Raw genomic sequence first — 22,123 nt, 5'->3', positions numbered from 1 at the left:
CTTTTTTTTGAATTTTTCTTCATATTTAAAAGAAACGTATACATATCAAGGGGTATAAGGGCTTTGTGTATATACTAAACCCCTATATGATAGCGTTTTCATTCATTTTTATTCATAAAAATACAATAAAAATCGTTATCTGAATTTTATGTGAATGTTATTTTCATGATATACTAGTTCGAAAATGAAAGTACTATGGGCAAATGCCTCTCTTCACCACAAATGAAGAACGACTTTCACACTTTTAAAAAAGAGAGGGGACGTTTAGATGAAAAAGACTGGTTATCCGGATCCGCAGGGTTTATATAGCCCGGAACTCGAACACGAAGCATGCGGTATTGGTATGATCGCCAATATTAATGGGGAAAAGACGCATAATATCGTTCAGAATGCGATTAACATTCTATGTAACCTCGAACACCGTGGAGGTCAGTCAGCCGATACAAGTACCGGTGACGGAGCCGGAATCCTGACACAGATCCCACACCGCTTCTTTCAAAAACAATGTGAAAAAGAGAATATATTTCTTCCTGACTCAGGTAAGTACGGCGTAGGAATGGTTTTCCTGCCTCAGGAACATAACACGAGAATGAAAAGTAAAGAGTTAATTGAACAGATCATTCAGGAAGAAGGACAAGGCTTCCTTGGCTGGAGACCGGTACCGATTAATGATTCATTCGTTGGTAAGGTTGCAACAAAATCAAAGCCTGCGATTCGCCAGGTCTTTGTTGAAGCTTCTGACGATCTGAAGGATCAAATGGATTTTGAACGTAAGCTGTTTGTGATCCGCCGCAGAATTGAACGTGAACTGCCTGTCATTGAAGGCTTTGAAGATGTGTATGTGAGCAGTCTTTCAACAAGAACCATCGTGTACAAAGGGATGCTGATCCCGGAACAGCTGGATTCTTTCTACATTGACTTGAATCACCCAGACTTCAAATCCGCGCTAGCGCTAGTCCACTCACGTTTCAGTACGAACACCTTCCCAAGCTGGAAACGTTCCCACCCGAACCGTTATACGATTCATAATGGAGAATTTAATACGCTCAGGGGAAATGTGAACTGGATGAGAGCACGTGAAAAAATGTGTGCGTCTGAACACTTTAACGAAGATGAACTGCAAAAAATCCTGCCGGTCATTGATGACGACGGAAGTGACTCTTCAATGTTTGATAACGCATTTGAATTCCTGCACCTGTCAGGTCGTTCGCTTGCACATACAGCGATGATGATGGTGCCTGAACCATGGTCAAATGATCATACAATCCGCGATGAAAAGCGCGATTTCTACCAGTACCACAGTACATTAATGGAACCGTGGGATGGACCTGCTGCGCTTGTAACAACAGACGGTAACCAGATCTGTGCATTCCTTGACCGTAACGGACTGCGTCCTGCGCGTTATTACGTGACAAAGAGCGGTATGATCGTACTTGGCTCTGAAGTAGGTGCCCTTGATATTTTTGCTGATGATATTGAGTATAAAGAACGTCTGACACCAGGAAAGATGCTGCTGGTTGACCTTGAAAAAGGCACAATTATTCCGGATGAGGAAGTGAAGCTTCAAATTGCTTCTGAGCAGCCTTATAAAGAGTGGCTGACAAATCTGAAGGATCTTGAAGAGTTGGAAGAGCCTAAAGAGCTTGCACCTGAAATTACAGGAGAAGACCTTGCAGAGCAGCAGGTTGCATTCGGCTACACACGTGAAGAATTAAATAAAATTATTAAGCCGCTTGTCTCAGAGGGTAAAGATCCTGTCGGGTCAATGGGCTATGATTCACCAATTGCTGTGCTGTCAAAAAAGCCTCAGCTTTTATATAACTATTTCAAACAGCTGTTTGCACAGGTGACGAACCCTGCTATTGATGCCATTCGTGAAAAACTGATTACAATGGTGGAAACGACAATTGGACCTGAAGGGAACCTTGTTGCGCCGGGACCTGAAAGCTGTAAACATATCCGTCTTAAGACACCAATCTTAAATAATAAAGAGCTTGAATCTTTGCGCCAGCAAAACCTTGATGGGTTTGGTGCAGTAACGTTTTCAACGCTGTTTGATGCAAAGGAAGGCAGTCTGGAGCCTGCGATGGAAGCTATTTTTGAGAAAGCTGACCAGGCTGTAGCAGATGGCAAAGTATTATTTATCCTTTCTGACCGCGGTGTAACAGCAGGTCAGGCTGCGATCCCTGCATTACTGGCAGTAGCGGGTCTGCATCATCACCTGATCCGTCAGGGTACGCGTACAAAAGTTAGTATTTTAATTGAGTCCGGTGAACCGAGAGAAGTTCATCATTTCGCAACGCTGCTCGGCTATGGTGCTGAAGGTATTAATCCGTATCTTGCATTTGAAACGGTTCGCGATCTGATTAAAACGGGCGAAATTGAAGGTAAGACGCACGATGAAGCTGTTGAAAGCTATATCAGTGCAGCAACAGACGGTGTCATTAAAGTGCTGTCTAAAATCGGAATTTCAACAATTCAGAGTTACAGAGGGGCACAGATTTTTGAAGCCTTTGGTATTCACTCTGAAGTAGTAGATAAATACTTTACGAGAACGCCGTCAAGAATCGGTGGTATCAAAATGAATATGATCGAAAAAGAAGTGCTTCTTCGTCATGACCGCGCATATAAAGATAAGCGCGCCGGTACGCCAAGCCTGGATTCAGGTGATGATTACCAGTACCGTGCAGATGGAGAGCATCACACGTATAACCCTAGTACGATCCATACACTGCAGCATGCATGCCGTACGAATGATTATGCTGCATTTAAAAAATACTCACAGCTGCTGGCAGGAGAAGGTGCAAATCTTCAATCGCTGAGAGGCTTAATGAGATTTAAAAAAGGACAATCCATCCCGATTGAAGAAGTTGAATCTCTAGAAGCGATCTGCCGCAGATTTAAAACAGGTGCGATGTCTTACGGCTCTATTTCGCAGGAAGCGCACGAAGCACTTGCGATTGCGATGAACCGGATCGGCGGCCGCAGTAACTCCGGTGAAGGTGGGGAATCTCCTGAACGCTTCAAGCCATCACCAAATGGAGACTCACGCCGAAGTGCGATCAAGCAGGTTGCATCAGGCCGTTTTGGTGTAACGAGTCATTATCTTGTGAATGCAGATGAGATTCAAATTAAGGTTGCGCAGGGCGCGAAACCTGGTGAAGGTGGACACCTGCCGGGTAAGAAGGTATATCCATGGATTGCAGAAGTGCGTGGCTCAACAACAGGTGTTGAACTGATCTCACCTCCGCCGCACCATGATATTTATTCAATTGAAGACCTTGCAGAACTGATTCATAACCTGAAAAATGCGAACCCGAGTGCGCGTATCAGCGTGAAGCTTGTATCAGCTGTAGGAGTCGGCACAATCGCTGCCGGCGTTGCAAAAGGGCGTGCTGACCTTGTTCTGATCAGCGGTTATGACGGCGGGACAGGTGCTGCACCAAGAACGAGTCTGAAGCATACAGGACTCCCTTGGGAAATCGGTCTTGCTGAAACGCACCAGACATTACTCTTGAATGGTCTGCGTGACAGAATTGTGATTGAAACAGATGGAAAAATGATGACAGGACGTGACGTTGTCATGGCTTCTCTGCTTGGAGCAGAAGAATATGGCTTCTCAACAGCACCACTTGTTGTACTTGGTTGTATCATGATGCGCGTATGTCATCTGGATACTTGTCCGGTTGGTGTGGCAACACAGAACCCGGAGCTGCGTAAAAAGTTCACTGGGGATGCTGACCATGTTGAGAACTTTATGCGATTTATTGCAATGGAAACACGTGAAATCATGGCTGAGCTTGGCTTTAGAACAGTCAACGAAATGATCGGACGCACAGATTTCCTTGAACGCAACCCGAACATTGAGCACTGGAAAGCTGGAGACATCGACCTTTCTCCACTACTTTACTCACCGGATCTTCCGGCAAAAGTAGGCCGTTATCATATGCATAATCAGGATCATGGGCTTGAAAAAACGCTTGATTACCAGGAGCTGATTCCGCAGGCGAAAAAAGCCATTGAAGAAGGGGAAAAAGTCTTCTTCACGACTGCAATCCGGAATATTAACCGAGTAACAGGATCAATGCTCGGCAGTGAAATTTCACGCCGCTACGGTGCAGAAGGACTTCCTGAGGATACAATTAACTTTACGTTTAAAGGATCAGCAGGACAGAGCTTTGGTGCTTTTATTCCTAAGGGTATGACCCTTCGTTTGATTGGTGATGCCAATGACTTTGTAGGAAAAGGATTATCCGGCGGTAAGATCATCGTCCATCCGGATCCAATTGTGACATTCCCGCCTGAGAAGAATATCATCATCGGGAACGTAGCATTCTATGGTGCTTCTGATGGTGAAGCCTACATCCACGGGGTGGCAGGAGAGCGTTTCTGTGTCCGTAACAGTGGAGCGGAAGTTGTTGTTGAAGGTGTTGGAGACCATGCGTGTGAATATATGACAGGTGGACGTGTCGTTGTGCTTGGTGAAACCGGTCGTAACTTTGCAGCTGGTATGTCCGGAGGGGTCGCATACATTTTCGATGAGAGCGGCTCATTCAGAGAGCGTTGTAATGAAGAGCTTGTCCTTGTTGAATCGTTAGTGGATTCACAGGAGAAGCAGGACGTTTATAACATGATTGAAAAGCATGTTGAATATACAGAAAGCGGTCACGGCAAACGGATTCTAACGTATTGGGAGAAGTACTCAGAGCAGTTTATCCGCGTAGTGCCAAAAGCGTATCTGAAGATTAATACACGTATTTCAGAACTGATTGAAAGTGGCTCAACGAAGGAAGAAGCAGAGATGACTGCATTTGAAGAAAGCAAGCGTGAAGCCGTTGCGCACTAATCTTTAAGGAGGGATTTGATGGGGAAAGCTACTGGATTCATGGAATATGAGCGTCATTCGCAGCGTGAGCGTGATCCTAAAGAACGAATTAAGGATTGGAAAGACTACACTGCGCGGATGCCTGAAGAAGAAGTGAAGCTGGAAGGAGCGCGCTGCATGGACTGCGGCGTGCCTACCTGCCACACAGGAACAGAAATCAACGGACAGACAACAGGGTGCCCTGTTAACCACTTAATCCCTGAATGGAATGACCTTGTCTATCAGGGGAAGTGGAAGGAAGCACTTGAGCGTGAGCATGAGAAAAACAACTTCCCTGAGTTCACAGGTATTGCGTGTCCTGCACCTTGTGAAGGGGCATGTGTACTTGGAATTAATGAAGACCCTGTTGCCATCCGTTCAGTCGAGCGTTCTATTATCGAGCGCGGCTTTGATGAAGGATGGGTTGTACCGGAACCGCCTGAACAGCGTACAGGTAAAAAGGTTGCTGTTGTCGGCTCAGGGCCAGCAGGTCTTGCTGCAGCAGCACAGCTGAATAAAGCAGGCCACTGGGTCACTGTATTTGAAAAGAGTGACCGCGTAGGCGGACTGCTGACATATGGTATACCTGAGATGAAACTGCCGTATGCAGTTGTTGAAAGACGTGTGAATATCCTGAAAGAAGAAGGTATTCAATTTGAAACAAACGCTGAGATCGGCGGAAATGTGCCGGTACAGAAGCTGCGTGATGAATTTGATTCAATTATTCTCTGCGGTGGTGCTCAGGTGCACCGGAATATTCCTGTTGAAGGCCGTGACCTGAAGGGCATTCATTATGCAATGGACTTCCTTCATGCCAACACAAAGAGCCTTCTTGATACGAACCTTGAAGATGGTAATTACATTTCTGCTAAAGGAAAAGATGTCATCGTTATCGGTGGGGGAGATACTGGAACTGACTGTCTGGCAACTGCGATCCGTCACGAGTGCAGCAGCCTGACTCAGTTTGATATCTATGATAAAAAAGGATCGATCCGTGATGCCAGGGGTAACCCGTGGCCGCAGTATCCAATTGTTCACCGTATTGAATACGGCCAAAAAGAAGGAGCTGCAAAATTCGGTTCTGATCCACGTGCCTTCGCTGTACAGACGACTAAATTTGTCGGTGATGAAAATGGCAACGTAAAAGAAGTACACACAATCAACGTTAAGCTTCGTATCGATGAAAACGGCAACCGTATCCGTGAATCGATTCCAGGAACAGAAAAAGTCTGGAAAGCAGACCTTGTCCTGCTTGCAATCGGCTTCAGCGGACCGGAACAGGGACTCATTCATCAGCTTGAGCTTGAAACAACTGAACGTTCTACTGTGAAAGCTGAATACGGCGACTACCGTACAAACGTAGAAGGCGTATTCTCAGCAGGTGACATGAGACGCGGGCAGAGTCTGATTGTCTGGGCAATCAATGAAGGCCGTGAAGCAGCACGCGAATGCGATCGCTACCTGATGGGCTCGACAGTATTACCTTAAACAGCAGGCACCTCATGATATGCTCCCTTCGAAGTAGACAGAGAAATAATAAAAATTCTCTACTACTTTGAAGGGGGCATTTTTGTGTCTAAAAGGACGACTGGTCATACATTAGATGAAAAATTAAAAGCAGTGTTATCTATCTTAGAGGAGAAGAAGTCGGTGGGTGTGGTCTCAAGAGATTATCAGATCACTGAAAAGACCTTCAGAGATTGGATTCGTAAATATCAATCAGATGGCATCGACGGATTGAAGGAATCGAAGACCTGGAAAGCGTACTCCCAAGAATTGAAACGACAGGCAGTGGACTATTATCTGGCGGGTCAAGGGAGCCTCAGTGAGACCTGTGCTCGTTTCAACATCTCAACCTCCTCTGTCTTACGAAGGTGGATAAAGCGTTACACTAGTGGGAGAGACTTGAAATCCACTAGTGAGGGGAATAAAAGATGAGTACAGGACGTAAGACAACACTACAGGAACGGATAGAGATCGTCCAATTCGCAATCGCCCACGACCTTGACTATCACAGGGCTGCAGAGAAATATCAGGTCTCGTATCAACAGGTCTATGGATGGGTACGGAAATATCAGGCTGACGGAGAGACGGCACTTCACGATCGCCGCGGGAAATCCCTGGAGTCTAAGCCGGACCTGACAGAAGTAGAGAAACTGAAGCTCCGCATCAAAGAACTGGACCATCGTAATCAATATCTTGAAACGGAAAACGGCCTCTTAAAAAAGCTGAAGGAGATCGAAAGGAGGGACAGAATGCGCGAATAGGCAGTCATCTACATCGGTTCCAGGCGATCCATGAGTACCATGAGGAAACGAAGGCGCCGATCCAACTACTCTGCCAACTGGTCGGTGTCTCGCGATCCGGTTACTACAAATGGCTGAACCATACGCCGACTGACCAAGAGGAAGAAAATGAATGGCTACTCGGAGAAATCAAAAAGATATTCAACAAGCATCAGGGGATTCTGGGCTACCGGCGGATCACAATGTTCATCAACCGCCAGTTCAAAAAGCAGTACAATCGCAAACGGATCCGTCGCCTGATGATCAAGCTCAGACTGAAGTCTTTCATTCGCCAGTCAAACGGCTACTGTACGAAGACCAGCTATGTCAATATCGAAGATAACATCTTGAATCGCGCGTTCACAGCGAGTCAGCCCAACCAGAAATGGGTGACGGACATCACGCACCTCCATTATGGTCTTGGGAATAAGGCTTATTTGAGTGTGATCATGTACCTGTACGACGGGTCCGTCGTAGCCTATCAGATCGGTCACTTCAACAACAACGCCTTGGTAATGGACACCCTGAAGGCAGCCATCGAAGCGAACCCAGACGCGACTCCCCTACTCCATAGCGACCGTGGGTCACAGTATACCTCGAAGGAATACCGCTACATCACGACAGAAGCAGGGATCACGCGCAGTATGTCTCGCGTTGGGAAGTGCATCGACAACGCGCCGATAGAGAGCTTCTTCGGGCACTTCAAATGTGAAAGGTATGAATTGAAACAGTACAAGAGTTATGAAGAATTGGTCAACGACATTGATCAATATATGCGGTTTTACAACGAGGGACGTTATCAAGAGAAATTAAACAACCTGGCACCAATGGAGTATCGGTACCAGGCCGCAGCGTAGTGCTAACCTTTTTCTTTTTTACTGTCTACTTGACAGGGCGCAGTTCATCACTTTTAAAGTGGGGTGCTTTTTATTTTCTGAAATTCTCATCATAATTTGTTTGTCGAAACAATTAACAGGGAAACAGATAAAGGCAGATTCATCACAAATTTACATAAGGAGGAACTACATTGAGTAATGAAAATCCGAACAAAAAGCAGCAGCAGCTTGAACAGTTCAAAACAGATGACTCCGGTAAAAAGATGACAACCAATCAGGGGCTTAAAATATCAGAAGACGAATTTTCACTGAAAGCAGGTGTCAGAGGGCCGACCCTCCTCGAAGACTTTCACTTCAGAGAAAAAATGACCCACTTTGACCATGAGCGTATTCCTGAACGAATTGTTCACGCGCGGGGGTCAGGTGCCCACGGTGAATTTGAATTATATGACTCACTTGAAGATGTGACAAAGGCAGGTTTTTTAACAGATACTTCACGGAAAACACCTGTATTCGTACGTTTCTCAACAGTAGCAGGATCTAAAGGGTCAGCCGACCTTGCACGTGATGCGCGTGGTTTTTCAACGAAATTTTATACAGAAGAAGGGAACTACGATCTTGTTGGAAATAACATTCCTGTTTTCTTTATTCAGGATGCAATTAAATTCCCGGATCTTGTCCATGCAGTAAAGCCTGAGCCGCATAATGAAATTCCGCAGGCAGCTTCAGCCCATGATACGTTCTGGGATTTTGTAGCGAATAATCAGGAATCTGCCCATATGGTCATGTGGACGATGTCTGACCGTGCAATCCCGCGAAGCTACAGGATGATGGAAGGCTTCGGCGTTCATACATTCCGCTTTATTAACGCGGAAGGAAAAGCGCATTTTGTGAAATTCCACTGGAAGCCTGTACTTGGTACGCATTCGGTTGTATGGGATGAAGCGCAGAAGCTGAACGGAAAAAATCCTGACTTCCATAAAGCAGATCTGTTTGAATCAATTGAAAACGGTGACTATCCTGAATACGAGCTTGGCGTTCAGCTGGTTTCTGAAGAAGACGAATTCAAATTTGATTTTGATGTACTGGATCCGACAAAGCTTTGGCCGGAAGAAGATGTACCGGTACGAATCGTTGGTAAAATGACACTGAATCGTAATCCGGATAACTTCTTTGCAGAAACAGAACAGGTTGCATTCCATCCTGGGCATCTTGTGCCGGGAATTGATTTCACAAACGATCCGCTGCTTCAGGGACGACTGTTCTCCTATACAGATACGCAGCTGATCCGCCTTGGCGGTCCTAACTTCCATGAGCTTCCGATCAACCGTCCTGTATGCCCGTTCTTTAACAACCAGCGTGACGGCTATGGCAGACAAACCATTAATAAAGGTAAAGTAGCCTATCATAAGAACTCTCTTGAGAACAATACGCCTGAGCCAGCAACGCCGGAAGAAGGCGGATTTGAGCATTATCAGGAGAAGATGGAAGGGCGTAAGGTCCGCGCAAGAAGTGACAGCTTTAAGGATCACTTCTCCCAGGCAACCCTTTTCTATAACAGTATGAGTGCGCCTGAAAAAGAGCATATGACAAATGCCTTCAGCTTTGAGCTTGGTAAAGTTAAAAGTGAGTCAGTAAGACGGCAGGTCGTTGATATGTTTGCAAATGTCAGCATGGAGCTTGCAACTGAAGTAGCTAAAAACATCGGTCTTGAAGCACCTCAGGGCAATGATTCAGGTGTAACGAAGTCTTCACCTGCACTAAGTCAGGAAAACACAGTTAAATCTGCAAAAACGCGTAAAGTGCTGCTGATTGCAGGTGACGGGTTTGAAGGTAATGTACCTTCAATCGTCGAAAAGCTTGAAAGTGAAGGTGTAGAGATTGAAGTGGTGAGTGAAACCATGAGTGTACTGAAAGGTGCAGACGGCTCTGAACTGAAAGTGGATCAGACCTTCCTGACTGCAGATTCTGTGCTCTATGATGCACTATACGCAGTAGGTGGTAAGGATCTCAGCAAAAAATTCGTTCAGACGACCTCCTACTTCCTGAATGAAGCGTTTATGCACTTTAAGCCAATCGGTGCAACGCATGAAGGAACGAAGTGGCTTGAAGCAAATGAGATTGCGGACAGCCCTGGTGTCGTACATGGCAATGATGCAGACAGCTTTACACATTCATTTATTGAAGCAATCAAAGAACACCGTCACTGGAGTCGTGAAGTTTGAAGTATTAGATATTTGAACAGAATTTGAGGTATGATTAAAGACCTTAAATAGCACGGTTTCTTTTATGAAAACACTAAGTGCAGCTTCGCTGAAGGCGGTGACTCCGGGACGATTAGTGGGAAGCTGAGACCCCGCAGCCAAAGGCGAGGAGGCTCAGCAACCACCGTCCGGAAAGCATCCGCCTGAAGCGTAGCGAAACGTTTTAAGAGGCTCAGACATTTAATATGTCCGAGCCTCTTTTTTATGTGTCTTCCGTGGTATACTAAACAGCATCACTCAATAAAGGAGCAACACATGACAAACACCTGGCAACAATTTAATCTCAGCCCTTCCATTACAGAAGCACTTGAGAAGCTTTCATATACAGCACCAACAGAAGTACAGGAGCAGGTCATTCCTGCCATAAAAGCTGGACACGACCTGATGGCAAAAGCACAGACAGGGAGCGGTAAAACAGCCGCTTATGTGATTCCAATCAGTGATGAAGTCGTCTGGGAGGAAAATAAACCTCAGGCACTGATCATCACGCCAACACGCGAACTGGCAGACCAGGTCCGTCTTGATGCACTGGCGATCGGCCGTTTCAAACGCCTGAAAGCAGCAGCACTTTACGGAAGACAGCCTTTTGCAAAACAAAAACTTGAACTGAAACAAAAAACGCATATTATATCAGGAACACCGGGCAGACTACTGGACCACCTCGAAAAAGGTACCTTTGATCCTTCAAAGTTAAAATATGTCATCATTGATGAAGCAGATGAACTGTTTAACAGAGGATTTATCGAACAGGTTGAAGCGATTATGGCTTTCATGCCAAAAGAGAGGCTCACAGCGCTCTTCTCAGCGACTTTCTCTGAGGAAGTAGAGTCATTGGCTGCTAAATGGTTAAAAACGCCTGAGCGCTTCGAAATCGCCTCTCAGCATAAAGTGGAAGATCTGATTCAGCATTATTACATGAAAACAGAAGAAAAAAAGAAATTTGAGCTGTTAAAGCAGATAACAATGAGTGAAAACCCTGATACATGTATGATCTTCTGCCGAACACAGGACCGCACAGATGAATTAACAGAGCGCCTTGACCGTGCGGGATATTCCTGCGACAAAATTCATGGCGGTATGGTCCAGGAAGAGCGCTTTGACGTGATGAATGAATTCAAGCGTGGAGACTTCAGATATCTTATTGCAACAGATATTGCTGCCCGTGGCATCGACGTAGCTAATGTATCGTTAGTTCTGAACTACGATCTGCCCCTTGAGCTTCCTGCATACACCCACAGAAGCGGCAGAACAGGAAGAGCAGGTCAGAGCGGTAAAGTAGTTTCATTTGTTGAAGAAGGTCGGGAAGATGACCGCCTTGCAGCTATAATTGATTACACTAACGCTGACTTAACTGAACTTCATTCAGTGCCACCTGCTGATATTGGTGCATTCTGGTCTAAGATGGAAGAACAGCAGGAACGAAAAACAGCGGCCATTGAAAAAGTAAGTGAAGACATCTTAAAGATCTATATAAATGGCGGCAAGAAGAAAAAACTGAGAGCCGGAGATTTTGTCGGTACCATTACTTCAATTGATGGTGTAACGGCAGATGATATTGGTATTATCACGATCGAACCGACCTGCTCATTTATTGAAATTCATAATGGCAAAGGCTATAAGGTCATCAGTGCTTTAAAAGAAACAACGATTAAAGGGAAGAAGCTTAAGGTATATCCTGCGAAAAAGTAGGAGGGATTTCATGATAACACTGATTAAACAGGCAGATGTATATAGCCCTGACCATCTTGGAGTAAAAGATATCTTAATTGCTGATAAACGCATAGCAGCGATTGAAGATCATATTGACTTACCTCCTCACACTCCAGGCCTTACACTAATCGAGGCGGATGGAAAGATCGCTGTCCCCGGATTTATTGACGCCCATGTTCATATTATGGGCGGGGGAGGAGAAGGCAGCTATAAAACGCGTACGCCTGAACTGCAATTGACAGACGCCACACTCGGTGGTGTCACTACACTCGTAGGGGTCATCGGTACTGACGGAACAACGCGTACAATGCCATCGCTCATTGCCAAAGCCAGAGCGCTTGAGGAAGAAGGACTTACCTGTTATGTGCACACAGGCTCATATCAGGTTCCTGTCAAAACGCTGACCGGACAGATAGAAGATGATCTTATTCTGATCGATAGCGTCATTGGCGCAGGAGAGATTGCCATCTCAGACCACCGATCTTCACAACCAACTGTTCAGGAGCTCGCTAAAATCGCATCTGCTGCAAGGGTTGGTGGTATGTTATCCGGTAAGGCAGGCATCGTTAATATTCATGTAGGGGATAGCTATGACCATTTATCGTTGATAGAGCAGGTGGTTGAAACAACTGATATACCGATTAAGCAGTTCTATCCAACTCATATTAACCGGAACCCTCATTTATTTGAAGCGGGGATCGAATATGCGAAAAAAGGTGGATATGTGGACTTTACAACTAGTACAATTCCTAAGTTTCTTGAGGAAGGGGAAGTGAAGTCCTCATTGGCATTGAAAAAAATGCTTGAAGCAGGCGTAGATCCAGCATTGATTACATTTACATCTGATGGTCAGGCAAGCCTTCCTGATTTTGATAAGGATGGTGAGTTAATCGGGCTGCAGTTAGGCAAGGTTACCTCATTGTTCGAAGCAGTTCGTGACGCTGTAACTGATGAAGGAATCGCCCTTAGTACAGCGATTCAGGTCATTACCAGAAACCCTGCTAAGATTCTAAAGCTCTCACAAAAAGGTGACATTGCAGTTGGAAAAGATGCTGATATTGTTCTTTTACAACAAAACGATTACCTGATTGACAGTGTGTTAGCGATGGGACAGTTAATGGTGGATCATCAACAAGCTGTTATTAAAGGTACGTTTGAATAGCAAAAAGCGCTTCTGAAATTAGTTATATAGAAGCGCTTTTTCTTATGAATTTAAGCTAGCATCAATCCAGTAATGATAAAGATAAACGGGATCGCGAGAATTCCCAGCGATACAGCGATAACAAGTGAAACCCCGAGCCCTCTCCAGCTAGAAAAGCCATGTACAACTCCTATCACTTTACTAACAACTACTACATTCCACATACCGATTGCAAGTGTGATCAAGTTTAATATCATTGAGGGCCCTGTTGGCAGTGAAGTAAACTCATTCCACGCAGGTCTCTGAAAAAAAAGCTCTCCGTAGATGAGGATATATATTAATAAAAGAGGGATCAGGACAAGGTTAGGTATGGCTGTCACACCAATTGCTTTTCTCATGTTGTGTAACGTCCCACTCCCGTTCATCCATTTACCGACAATCGTATAAAGCCAGCTCCCTACATAAAACCCCATCACCCCAAGGATAGGACCGGCTATTATGATTAATATTGTGACTAACCATGGCGACCAGCCTACGACAAAGCCTGACTCCTGTAATCCTCCTAAAACATTTGAATATGTAGACAGGATAAATAGGATAATGGAGTATCTAATCGTTTTATTTTCCATTATATATTCTGTTGTGCTTTTTGGTTTGAACCAAACTGTTAAAAATGGATTCATTTTCTAACGCCTCCCTATCATTTTAATACGGATGTACTTACATTTAGTTTCATATTTTTCCTTAAAATAGAGAAAAGATAGATTGTATACAAAAACGTATACTTGTAAACAAATTGTAAACATTATGTATACAATTATGTAAACATGTAAACAATATTGTACACATGCTGATTTAACAGCATGTGTACGTAATGGTAAACATGTATACTTATTTGTATACAACGTTTCAGATTTTTCAGTACTTAAGATTGATTGACGTTTCAGTGACTCTTATATAAAGTTAATAGGAGCGGATTTAATCCGTAGATTTATTTCAGGAGGTTTATTATGACTAAAACAAGAATTGCAGCAGTTGATGTTGGAAATGATTCAGTAAAAGCTCTATTTGGCCAATCAGACTATGAACTAAATATCCCTAACGTTATTGCAAGAGATCGCGAGGATCGCCCGGTAATCGGAATTGAAGATCTTCACGAAAAAGATCCACTGGATGGCTTACATATCCGTGTGCACTCCCCTGCCCTACAGGATAACAACGCAATTTACCGTGTTGGTAATCTTGCAACAAAGAGTGACAATGCGACAGAATTGGACCCTGGCAGCAGCAAATCAGAGGAAGATCAGTCGCTTGTACTGCTATTTGCAAGTATTGCACTTGATGCAGCACGTGCTGAGAGTGGCTTTGAAGCGAAAAATAACGTGATTGATGCAACTTATACACTCGGAACAGGACTTCCTCTTAGAGAAGTAAAAGAGGGCAAGGACGTAGGTTTCCGTTCTCAGCTTCTGGGATCGGTACATCAGGTGGAATTCCTGGTAACACCTAAGTTCCAGGGTAAGAAAGTAAATATTAAATTTGAAGAAGTAAAAGTATACCCTGAGGGATTTGCCGCATTTATTAACCTTGTGATGGACAACGAAGGTAAGATCATTAACCGTGACCTGATTGATAAGCAGATTCTAATTCAGGATATCGGCGGATTATCAACAGATATCGCAGTTATCCGCAACAGAAACGTTGACGATGATAAGGCACAGGGCTTTAACCTGGGTGTATCTGAATCACTTGAAGCAATTCGTGAAGAGATCCGCTCACGCCATGGTGTAGAGCTGGATACGCGCCGTGATGTAGTAGACATCATCACAAAGAAAAATGACCGCAACCACATCATGGTTAAGGGGTCACGTACAAGTGTGCATGATATTACTGACCGCATCCTTCTTGACCTGGCGAAGAAAGAATACCGTCACCTTCGTAACGTATGGGCTAAGAATTCACAGACAGAAATCTGCTATTTTGTCGGTGGTGGTTCGATGGTGTTAAAAGAGTACTTAAAGACGCTCAATAACAATCTGGATGGCTACAACATTGATTTCTTTGAAGATGAAAAAGAAAGCATCTGGATGATGGCTAACGCTTATCATAAGCTGATCAATGACTTTGTGCGCAGAAATAATAAGGAAGCTGCTCCTAAGAAAACTGAAGCGAAAGCAGCTTCAAAATAAGGTGTACTAAATGAGTGGTACGATTAAGAAGGGCCAGGCGATTACATTTCGCCTGCCTTCTGATACACCGGACCATTTGCTGAGGGAATTGCAAAGGCTGAAAGAAGCTGAAAAAAGAAACTTCTCAAGTAAAATTGCGGAATTTGCACTTGAAGGTCTCGGTAAGAACTCTCAGAAAGAAAGGGAGACGATTACCGTACCAATCCCTAAGCAGTTATCCAAAGAACAGCGGGCATGGCTCAGACATGCACACTCTGAAGCATTGCTTGGTAACATCGTCTATCAACTGTTAAATGATCCTGTGAGAGCGACAGCAATCCTGGCATCCATGAACAGTACCTCTTTATCAGTAGATGAGGCGCTTTACCTGCAGGAAGAAGATCAACAGCCTGTTAGAGAGCCACAGTCAGCGCAGCCTGTTCAGCCAACGCCTGAATTTGATGACCTTGATCAAATTGACTCCATCGAAATAGAGCGTGAAGAGGTTCAGGAAGAAAAAGAAGAAGATTTAGATGATTTATTAGGAAGTTTCTTGGATAAAATGAATAAATAAATGATTAAAAAGGAATCTATTGGTTATAGATTCCTTTTTATTTTATTAATAAAATTACATATTTTATAAAAATACTAAAAATAAAAATTGTAGTTATGAACAAAAGAGTGTTTAGTCATGTTTGAAAAACAAAATGATTTGATGAATTACCAATTCAGTGGAACGAAGCGTAAGGCTGCGACTCCGGGACGATTAGTTGGAAGCTGAGACCTCGCAAGGCGAAGACTGAGGAGGCTCAGCAACAACCGTCCGGAAAGCGTCTACCTGAAGTGTAGTGTAGCGATTAAAAAAGCGAGACATTCTAAATGTCCCGCCATCAAAATTTATTCCTCTAAACGACCCTCTTCTTTCATCTTCCTGCGGCGGCTGTTCATAAATAAAATAACAGCTCCGACAGTAGAGAAAAATAACACCATATAATCAAATGGAACCGGATCTTCTTTAGTCACAATCAGATAAAAAATCCGGATAGAATTAATCAGTAAAACGACACTTAAAATTAAATCAAGTTTTCTTAAGTCCACAATGTACCCCTTTCAATAATCACTTATCCACATGTGGAAAACGTTTGGCGATTTCAACAATCACCTGAGACGCTTTTTCCATGTTATCCACAGAGATATACTCAAATTTCCCGTGGAAGTTCTCCCCGCCGGTGAAAACGTTCGGTGTTGGCAGTCCCATATATGAAAGCTGTGAACCATCCGTGCCACCACGGATTGGCTCAATGATCGCATCAATACCGAGTGCATTCATTGCCTCTTCAGCGATATCCACAATGTGGTGCACAGGTTCAATCTTTTCACGCATATTGTAATACTGATCTTCAATAGACAGTTCCACAGTCCCGTCACCGTGCTTAGCATTTACTTCATCTGCTACGCGCTGCAATATAGATTTGCGCTTCTCAAACTTATTGCGGTCATGATCGCGGATGATATATTGAAGCTCAGTTTTTTCAACATCTCCATTTATCTGCATTAAATGGAAGAAACCTTCGTAGCCGGCAGTGAATTCAGGTGCCTCGTCTAAAGGAAGCATCTGATTCAGTTCCATTGCAATCTTAAGTGAGTTCACCATTTTATTTTTAGCTGTTCCAGGGTGAACATTCGTTCCATGAATCGTCAGCTTTGCACCGGCTGCATTAAAGCTTTCGTATTGAAGCTCTCCAAGTGGGCCGCCATCAATTGTGTAAGCATAGTCAGCATCAAAGCGTTTAACATCAAACTTATGAGGACCACGGCCAATTTCTTCATCCGGTGTGAAAGCAATACGAATTTTTCCGTGTTTAATGTCAGGGTTTTGGATCAGGTGCTCCATTGCAGTCACGATCTCAGCAATACCTGCTTTATTATCAGCGCCTAATAGCGTAGTGCCATCAGTAGTAATGAGTGTATGACCTTTATATTTGCTCAGCTCCGGAAATTCAGCCGGAGACATCGTCACTTTTTCATTTAATTGAATATCTCCACCGTTATATTCAACTACCTGTGGATTTACATTTGTTCCTGTGAAGTCAGTCGCAGTATCCACGTGCGCAAGGAATCCGATTGTTGGGATGTCACCTTCAGTATTTGCAGGAAGGGTAGCCATTAGATAACCGTGGTCATCTGTTTCAACCTCTTCCAGGCCAATTTCCTTTAGCTCTTTTTCTAAATGGCGAAGCAGGTCCCACTGCTTTTCAGTGGAAGGTGTAGAAGGTGAATCCGGATCAGATTGTGTATCAATTTTTGCATATGTAATCAAGCGGTCCATCAGTTTCTGTTGCATGAGTTAACCTCCAGCATTTTTCTTTATTATAGCATGGAAAAGCACCAGTCAGGAAAACGCCCGACTGGTGCTTAATTGTTAAACGGGTCCGGTTTGCATAGACTGCTGACGGATCCACGGCTTCAGTTTTACGAATAACGGAATAAATAGTGCTGCGACACATGCTGATTTGATCAAGTTAAATGGAATAATTGCGCCGGTTGTCAGTCCTAACTTAACAGCTGGATCAAGCATGTAATCCATTCCAAAGAACCACGCATATGCAGGCAGAATCAAAAAGTAATTGAGTACTGCAAGCAGCAGAACCATGATTACAGTTCCGGCAACAAGTCCTTTGGCAAGTGCGCCTTTTGTTTTGCGTTTGTGATAGAAGAACGCTACAGGCAGAATGAATGCGCATCCGGCAATAAAGTTTGAAAGCTCGCCGATTGGTACACCGCTGCCTTTAAAAAGGTAGTACAGAATGTTCTTTAGTGCTTCAACAATCACACCAGCCATTGGTGAAAACATGATTGCTGCAAGTAAAGCTGGCACATCGCTGAAGTCAATTTTCAAAAAATCCGGTAAAAACGGAAGTGGAAAATTGAGCATCATCAGTAAAAATGCCAATGCGCTAAGCATAGATAGCTTAACTAAAAGTTGTGTGTTTTTTAACATGAGTAGCTCCTGTCCTCGTTCCACACAGAAGTTTCGGCTTCGTACACAAATAAACCCTGCAGATTCGGCGCAATCAGCAGGGAGAATTCAGCACGAAATAAAGGGTCAGCTTATCGCTTATCCCTTATTCTTGCCTCCATCTTCTCCCATCCAGACTATACTGTCGGCCTCCGGTTCTCACGGAGTCAGCAAATAGCTCCCTATTCGCTCGCGGGCTCACTCTTACATTTACCGCCGGTCGGGAATTTCACCCTGCCCTGAAGATGGAACGATATTTAGTTTAGGATTTTAGTATAGCGCAGAGTGAATGAGGATTCAATTTAAAAGTTTTGGCTGGTGTCCATCGCGGAGATGATATGAAATTCTTCGCTTGAGTAACGTATCTGACGTGTTGAGTGCTGTATCACGCTGATTGAGGTAGCGACACACCCGGGTTGAATGACATACTCAGACTGTTGAAGTAGCTGCTCACACTTTTAAATGCTCTATTCTCTAATCTGGCTGCAAAAGTCGCAGCCTGCATAAAATCATCCCTACTAATTTCAACTAAAAAAAGGAGTTTAGTATCAATAGATAGAATATTACGGAGAACGAAACAAACAGGGAGGATTTTAACAGATGATTAACTTCAGACAGCCTGATGTCGAAAACTTCTTTCAGACATTCGGCATTCAGACATTTACAGTAAATAAAGAAGAAACACAGCTCGTTTTCAGTACAAATTTAAACGGGAAATATAATCTCTGGGCAATGGATCTGCCGAATGCATTTCCATACCCGCTCAGTTTCCATAATCAAAGCTGTTCAGAGCTTGCGTATGACAAACAGGGACGATATATACTTGCTATTATGGATCAGGACGGGGACGAGAACGGTCAGATCTATACAGTACCGCCAACGGGTGGAAGTCTTGAACCGCTGCGCACGCATGAAGGCGCACGTCATATGGGGCTGAACCTGAGTAAAGACGGGGAGCGACTGTACTATACTTCTACTAAAGAAGATCAGACTTACCTGAAGTCATATTGCTATGACATCAAGGAACAAGAAGAAAAGATTATTCATGAAGGTAAAGATGCAGCAACGTACCTGACAGCAAAAAGCCCTGATGAACAGGCGGTTGTTTATGTAAAGCACTATGCAAATACATACGTGCTGGCATTCGTAAAAAAAGATGGTCAGGAAGTTTATCTGACACCGGACCGTGAAGAACAGCATACGGTTTCAGGTGTGGAATTCGTATCTGATACGTTGATTTACTTTACCACGAACTACGGGGAAGATTTCTCCTATCTTGCCCGCTTTAACCTAGAGGATGAATCATTTGAAAAAGTGGCTGCGATTGAAATGGAAGACTTCGATGGCGTTCACTATGATCAGTCATCGAATAGTCTCTATATCAGCGTTGAAAAAGGAGTAAAGGATAAGCTCTATCAATTTGATTTGAAAGAAGAGTCATTAAATGAAATCGATATTCCAACCACTGAAATTGCAGGACTGAAGGTAGCTGATTCAGGCAACCTTTACCTCGCAGGCAGAACCGCTGTCAGACCGGCAAACATTTATATGAGAAAAGATGGGCAGTGGAAGCAGCTGACAAAATACAACGTGCCGGGTGTAAAAGAAGAAGAAATGGCGGAGCCGGAGCTTCACACTTACAAATCATTTGATGGTCTCGAAATCGAAGCACAGTTCTTTAAAGCGAAACCTGAAAACAGCAATGGTCATGTGATTCTGTGGCCCCACGGAGGACCACAGGCAGCAGAACGTGCAACATTCCGTTCGCTGTTTCAATTCCTGGTCTACCGCGGCTACAGCATTTTCGCACCAAACTTCCGCGGCTCGACAGGATATGGATTAAAGTTCTCGAAAATGGTAGAGGGTGACTGGGGCCACGGACCTCGCCTTGATAATATCGAAGGACTTGAGTATCTATTCGAACAAGGACTCGCTGACCGCGACAAAGTCCTGCTCATGGGCGGAAGCTACGGAGGCTACATGGCACTGTTACTCCACGGCCGTCACGCAGACTACTTCAAAGCAGTGGTAGATATTTTCGGACCATGTAACCTGTTCAGCTTTATCGAATCGGTTCCGGAACACTGGAAGCCTGTCATGAAGCAGTGGGTGGGGGATCCGGTAGAGGATAAAGAGAGACTGACTAAAGACTCACCGATCGAATACCTCGATTCCATGACAAAACCAATGTTCGTTATCCAGGGTGCAAAGGATCCGCGCGTAGTGAAAGCGGAATCCGATCAGATTGTTGAAGCGCTGAAAGGAAAAGGGCGTGATGTGAAGTACCTGGTGCTGGATGATGAGGGGCATGGGTTTTCGAAGAAGGCGAATGAGATGATGGTGTATGAGGAAGTGCTGGCGTTTTTTGATCAATATATTAATTGATATTTACAACAGGCTGAGACGAGTACGTCTCAGCCTGTATCATACTATGAAGTAGCTTTTGAGGGTTTAATGATTTCAGAACGTGGGTCAAATATGTTCTGCAGAATCTGCTGCCCCTGGTAATATTCAATCAAAATCTGATCAAGGCAATCATCACAATTTTTGATAAATTGATTCCACCTCATCGAAACGTAGTAGTTATACAAATTGTCTGCAAAATCAGGGTCCTGAGGATCGTACTCTATCCCTGTTCCGCTTTCAGTACCTTTTCTGCCCATGAAAGACCCTGCTGTGAAAATTTGAGGGATATAATGAATGATCCCGTCATAAAATTTGTTTCCCATTGCCTGTGATAATAATTTATCTTCTTTATAAATGTTATGCAGAATGTCTGTTTCTCTTATAAATTTGTAACGTTCATGAGGAAGATAGGAACCGTGAAAAAATACATTGTGAATCTGCTGCTGTTTACAATAGCTTTCGAGATTTCTGCCTGTCTTTTGCATTCTTCCATTGTAATGAAGTTCAAACCTTGGGTCGTTAGCAAGCTTTTTAATCAAAACTTTATTCATTTCCTCATCCCTGATCATTCCCCAGTAACGGATTCTTACAGGATGATGTTTTCTTGGCAGTTGATTTCTTATGTCTCTTTTTCTCAGTGCTTCAGTAAGAAGGTTGTGTGAAGAATTAATATGATTGTATGAAGGTAGAAATTTTCTGAAGCCGTCCGAGCTGACGAAAGTGACGCAGGAATGTTTTGCGATCCTTCCTACCAGTAACTTGTACCAGAATAAGTTTTCATGGGTAGGGTCTCTGTAGTCATAAATATATTTCTTTCGATAGGATGTCCATAAAAGGTCCTGCACCAGAAAACCTGTTGCTGTATTCAGGATAATGACAAAATCAAATTGTTCTTTTCTGATCAGTTTCATTGCATGTCTGCGATACTTTATAAAGCCTTTGATTTTTTTAACCTTCGACACTTCATCCTCCTGCATATGCTCAAATTCATGAAGGACGATATTTGAATCAATTGTCAAATCTTCTTTTCCATCACGGTTCCAAAATAACAAATGAACCTCATGTTGCTCTGTGTTCAGGTTGGTGAGATAAAAGTCGATATATGGCATAAACTTGATTTTTTGTACACCCATCAGCAGTATTTTCATCAAATCACTCCTATTTCTTTTTAGTTCTTTTGTTCATTATAAAGAATATCGAAGAAAAAAAGAAGATATATGCTTAAAATATTCTACATAAAGAACAAACGGTGTAGAATTTTTTCTGTAAATGAATTACACTAATACAAATCAGGTGAGATTTAAAAGCTGTCGGGAGGATAAATAATATGAGTGAGAAGTCCGGATTTTCAAAGGGATGCGTACTAGGTATATGTATCACAGCACCCTTTTGGGTATTAGTGATCGTGCTGATAAAGAAAGTTTTATAGA

13 protein-coding genes, 1 pseudogene and 1 riboswitch are annotated in these 22,123 nt (G+C 43.6%); of the genes and pseudogenes, 9 read left to right on the top strand and 5 right to left on the bottom strand.

Features of this window, described 5'->3' with window-relative positions; all coding sequences use genetic code 11:
* Positions 1-268 precede the first annotated feature (268 nt).
* The 6 genes and pseudogenes from gltB (at position 269) to iadA (ending at position 13,121) form a co-directional block, all read left to right on the top strand.
* Entirely contained in the window at positions 269-4,846 is a 4,578-nt protein-coding gene (gltB, locus tag DH10bf12_RS02395; protein ID WP_471737023.1) for a glutamate synthase large subunit, read from the top strand.
* A gap of 18 nt (positions 4,847-4,864) precedes the next feature.
* Positions 4,865-6,352, top strand: a complete 1,488-nt coding sequence (locus DH10bf12_RS02390) for a glutamate synthase subunit beta (protein WP_471737022.1) — start codon at positions 4,865-4,867, stop codon at positions 6,350-6,352.
* 84 nt (positions 6,353-6,436) lie between these two features.
* Positions 6,437-8,006: pseudogene (locus tag DH10bf12_RS02385) on the top strand (IS3 family transposase).
* 170 nt (positions 8,007-8,176) lie between these two features.
* Entirely contained in the window at positions 8,177-10,210 is a 2,034-nt protein-coding gene (locus tag DH10bf12_RS02380; protein WP_471737021.1) for a catalase, read from the top strand.
* Positions 10,211-10,504: 294 nt separating this feature from the next.
* Positions 10,505-11,938, top strand: coding sequence for a DEAD/DEAH box helicase (locus DH10bf12_RS02375; RefSeq protein ID WP_471737020.1), 1,434 nt, complete (start codon positions 10,505-10,507; stop codon positions 11,936-11,938).
* Between the two features lie 10 nt (positions 11,939-11,948).
* Entirely contained in the window at positions 11,949-13,121 is a 1,173-nt protein-coding gene (gene iadA / locus DH10bf12_RS02370) for a beta-aspartyl-peptidase (protein WP_471737019.1), read from the top strand.
* Positions 13,122-13,171: 50 nt separating this feature from the next.
* Here iadA and DH10bf12_RS02365 read toward each other — a convergent pair whose 3' ends face one another.
* Positions 13,172-13,783 carry a YIP1 family protein gene (locus DH10bf12_RS02365; RefSeq protein WP_471737018.1) on the bottom strand — a complete coding sequence of 204 codons (612 nt, stop codon included), beginning with the start codon at positions 13,781-13,783 and terminating at the stop codon, positions 13,172-13,174.
* 327 nt (positions 13,784-14,110) lie between these two features.
* On the opposite strand from DH10bf12_RS02365, the gene DH10bf12_RS02360 reads away from it, so the two are divergent.
* The gene (locus DH10bf12_RS02360; RefSeq protein ID WP_471737017.1) at positions 14,111-15,289 is read left to right on the top strand and encodes an Alp7A family actin-like protein; all 1,179 of its coding nucleotides are present in this window, start codon (positions 14,111-14,113) and stop codon (positions 15,287-15,289) included.
* Positions 15,290-15,299: 10 nt separating this feature from the next.
* Complete coding sequence (locus DH10bf12_RS02355) at positions 15,300-15,842, top strand: hypothetical protein (RefSeq protein ID WP_471737016.1); 543 nt, start codon at positions 15,300-15,302, stop codon at positions 15,840-15,842.
* Positions 15,843-16,165: 323 nt separating this feature from the next.
* Here the strand turns inward: DH10bf12_RS02355 and DH10bf12_RS02350 are convergent, their stop codons facing one another.
* The 3 genes from DH10bf12_RS02350 to DH10bf12_RS02340 form a co-directional block, all read right to left on the bottom strand.
* The gene (locus tag DH10bf12_RS02350) at positions 16,166-16,366 is read right to left on the bottom strand and encodes a hypothetical protein (protein WP_471737015.1); all 201 of its coding nucleotides are present in this window, start codon (positions 16,364-16,366) and stop codon (positions 16,166-16,168) included.
* A 19-nt stretch (positions 16,367-16,385) separates the two neighbouring features.
* Positions 16,386-17,612, bottom strand: a complete 1,227-nt coding sequence (pepT, locus tag DH10bf12_RS02345; protein ID WP_471737014.1) for a peptidase T — start codon at positions 17,610-17,612, stop codon at positions 16,386-16,388.
* A 78-nt stretch (positions 17,613-17,690) separates the two neighbouring features.
* The gene (locus DH10bf12_RS02340) at positions 17,691-18,269 is read right to left on the bottom strand and encodes an ECF transporter S component (RefSeq protein WP_471737013.1); all 579 of its coding nucleotides are present in this window, start codon (positions 18,267-18,269) and stop codon (positions 17,691-17,693) included.
* 134 nt (positions 18,270-18,403) lie between these two features.
* Positions 18,404-18,538, bottom strand: a riboswitch (FMN riboswitch).
* A 349-nt stretch (positions 18,539-18,887) separates the two neighbouring features.
* Here DH10bf12_RS02340 and DH10bf12_RS02335 point away from each other — a divergent pair.
* Positions 18,888-20,672: a S9 family peptidase gene (locus DH10bf12_RS02335; protein WP_471737012.1), complete on the top strand. Its 1,785-nt coding sequence runs from the start codon at positions 18,888-18,890 to the stop codon at positions 20,670-20,672.
* Positions 20,673-20,716: 44 nt separating this feature from the next.
* Here the strand turns inward: DH10bf12_RS02335 and DH10bf12_RS02330 are convergent, their stop codons facing one another.
* Positions 20,717-21,841: a glycosyltransferase family protein gene (locus DH10bf12_RS02330; RefSeq protein ID WP_471737011.1), complete on the bottom strand. Its 1,125-nt coding sequence runs from the start codon at positions 21,839-21,841 to the stop codon at positions 20,717-20,719.
* Between the last annotated feature and the right edge of the window lie 282 nt (positions 21,842-22,123).

This window comes from Jeotgalibacillus sp. 10bf12 (assembly GCF_055597105.1).
The sequence above is the reverse complement of the archived record's forward strand: the minus strand, read 5'-3'. Positions and strand labels throughout refer to the sequence as shown.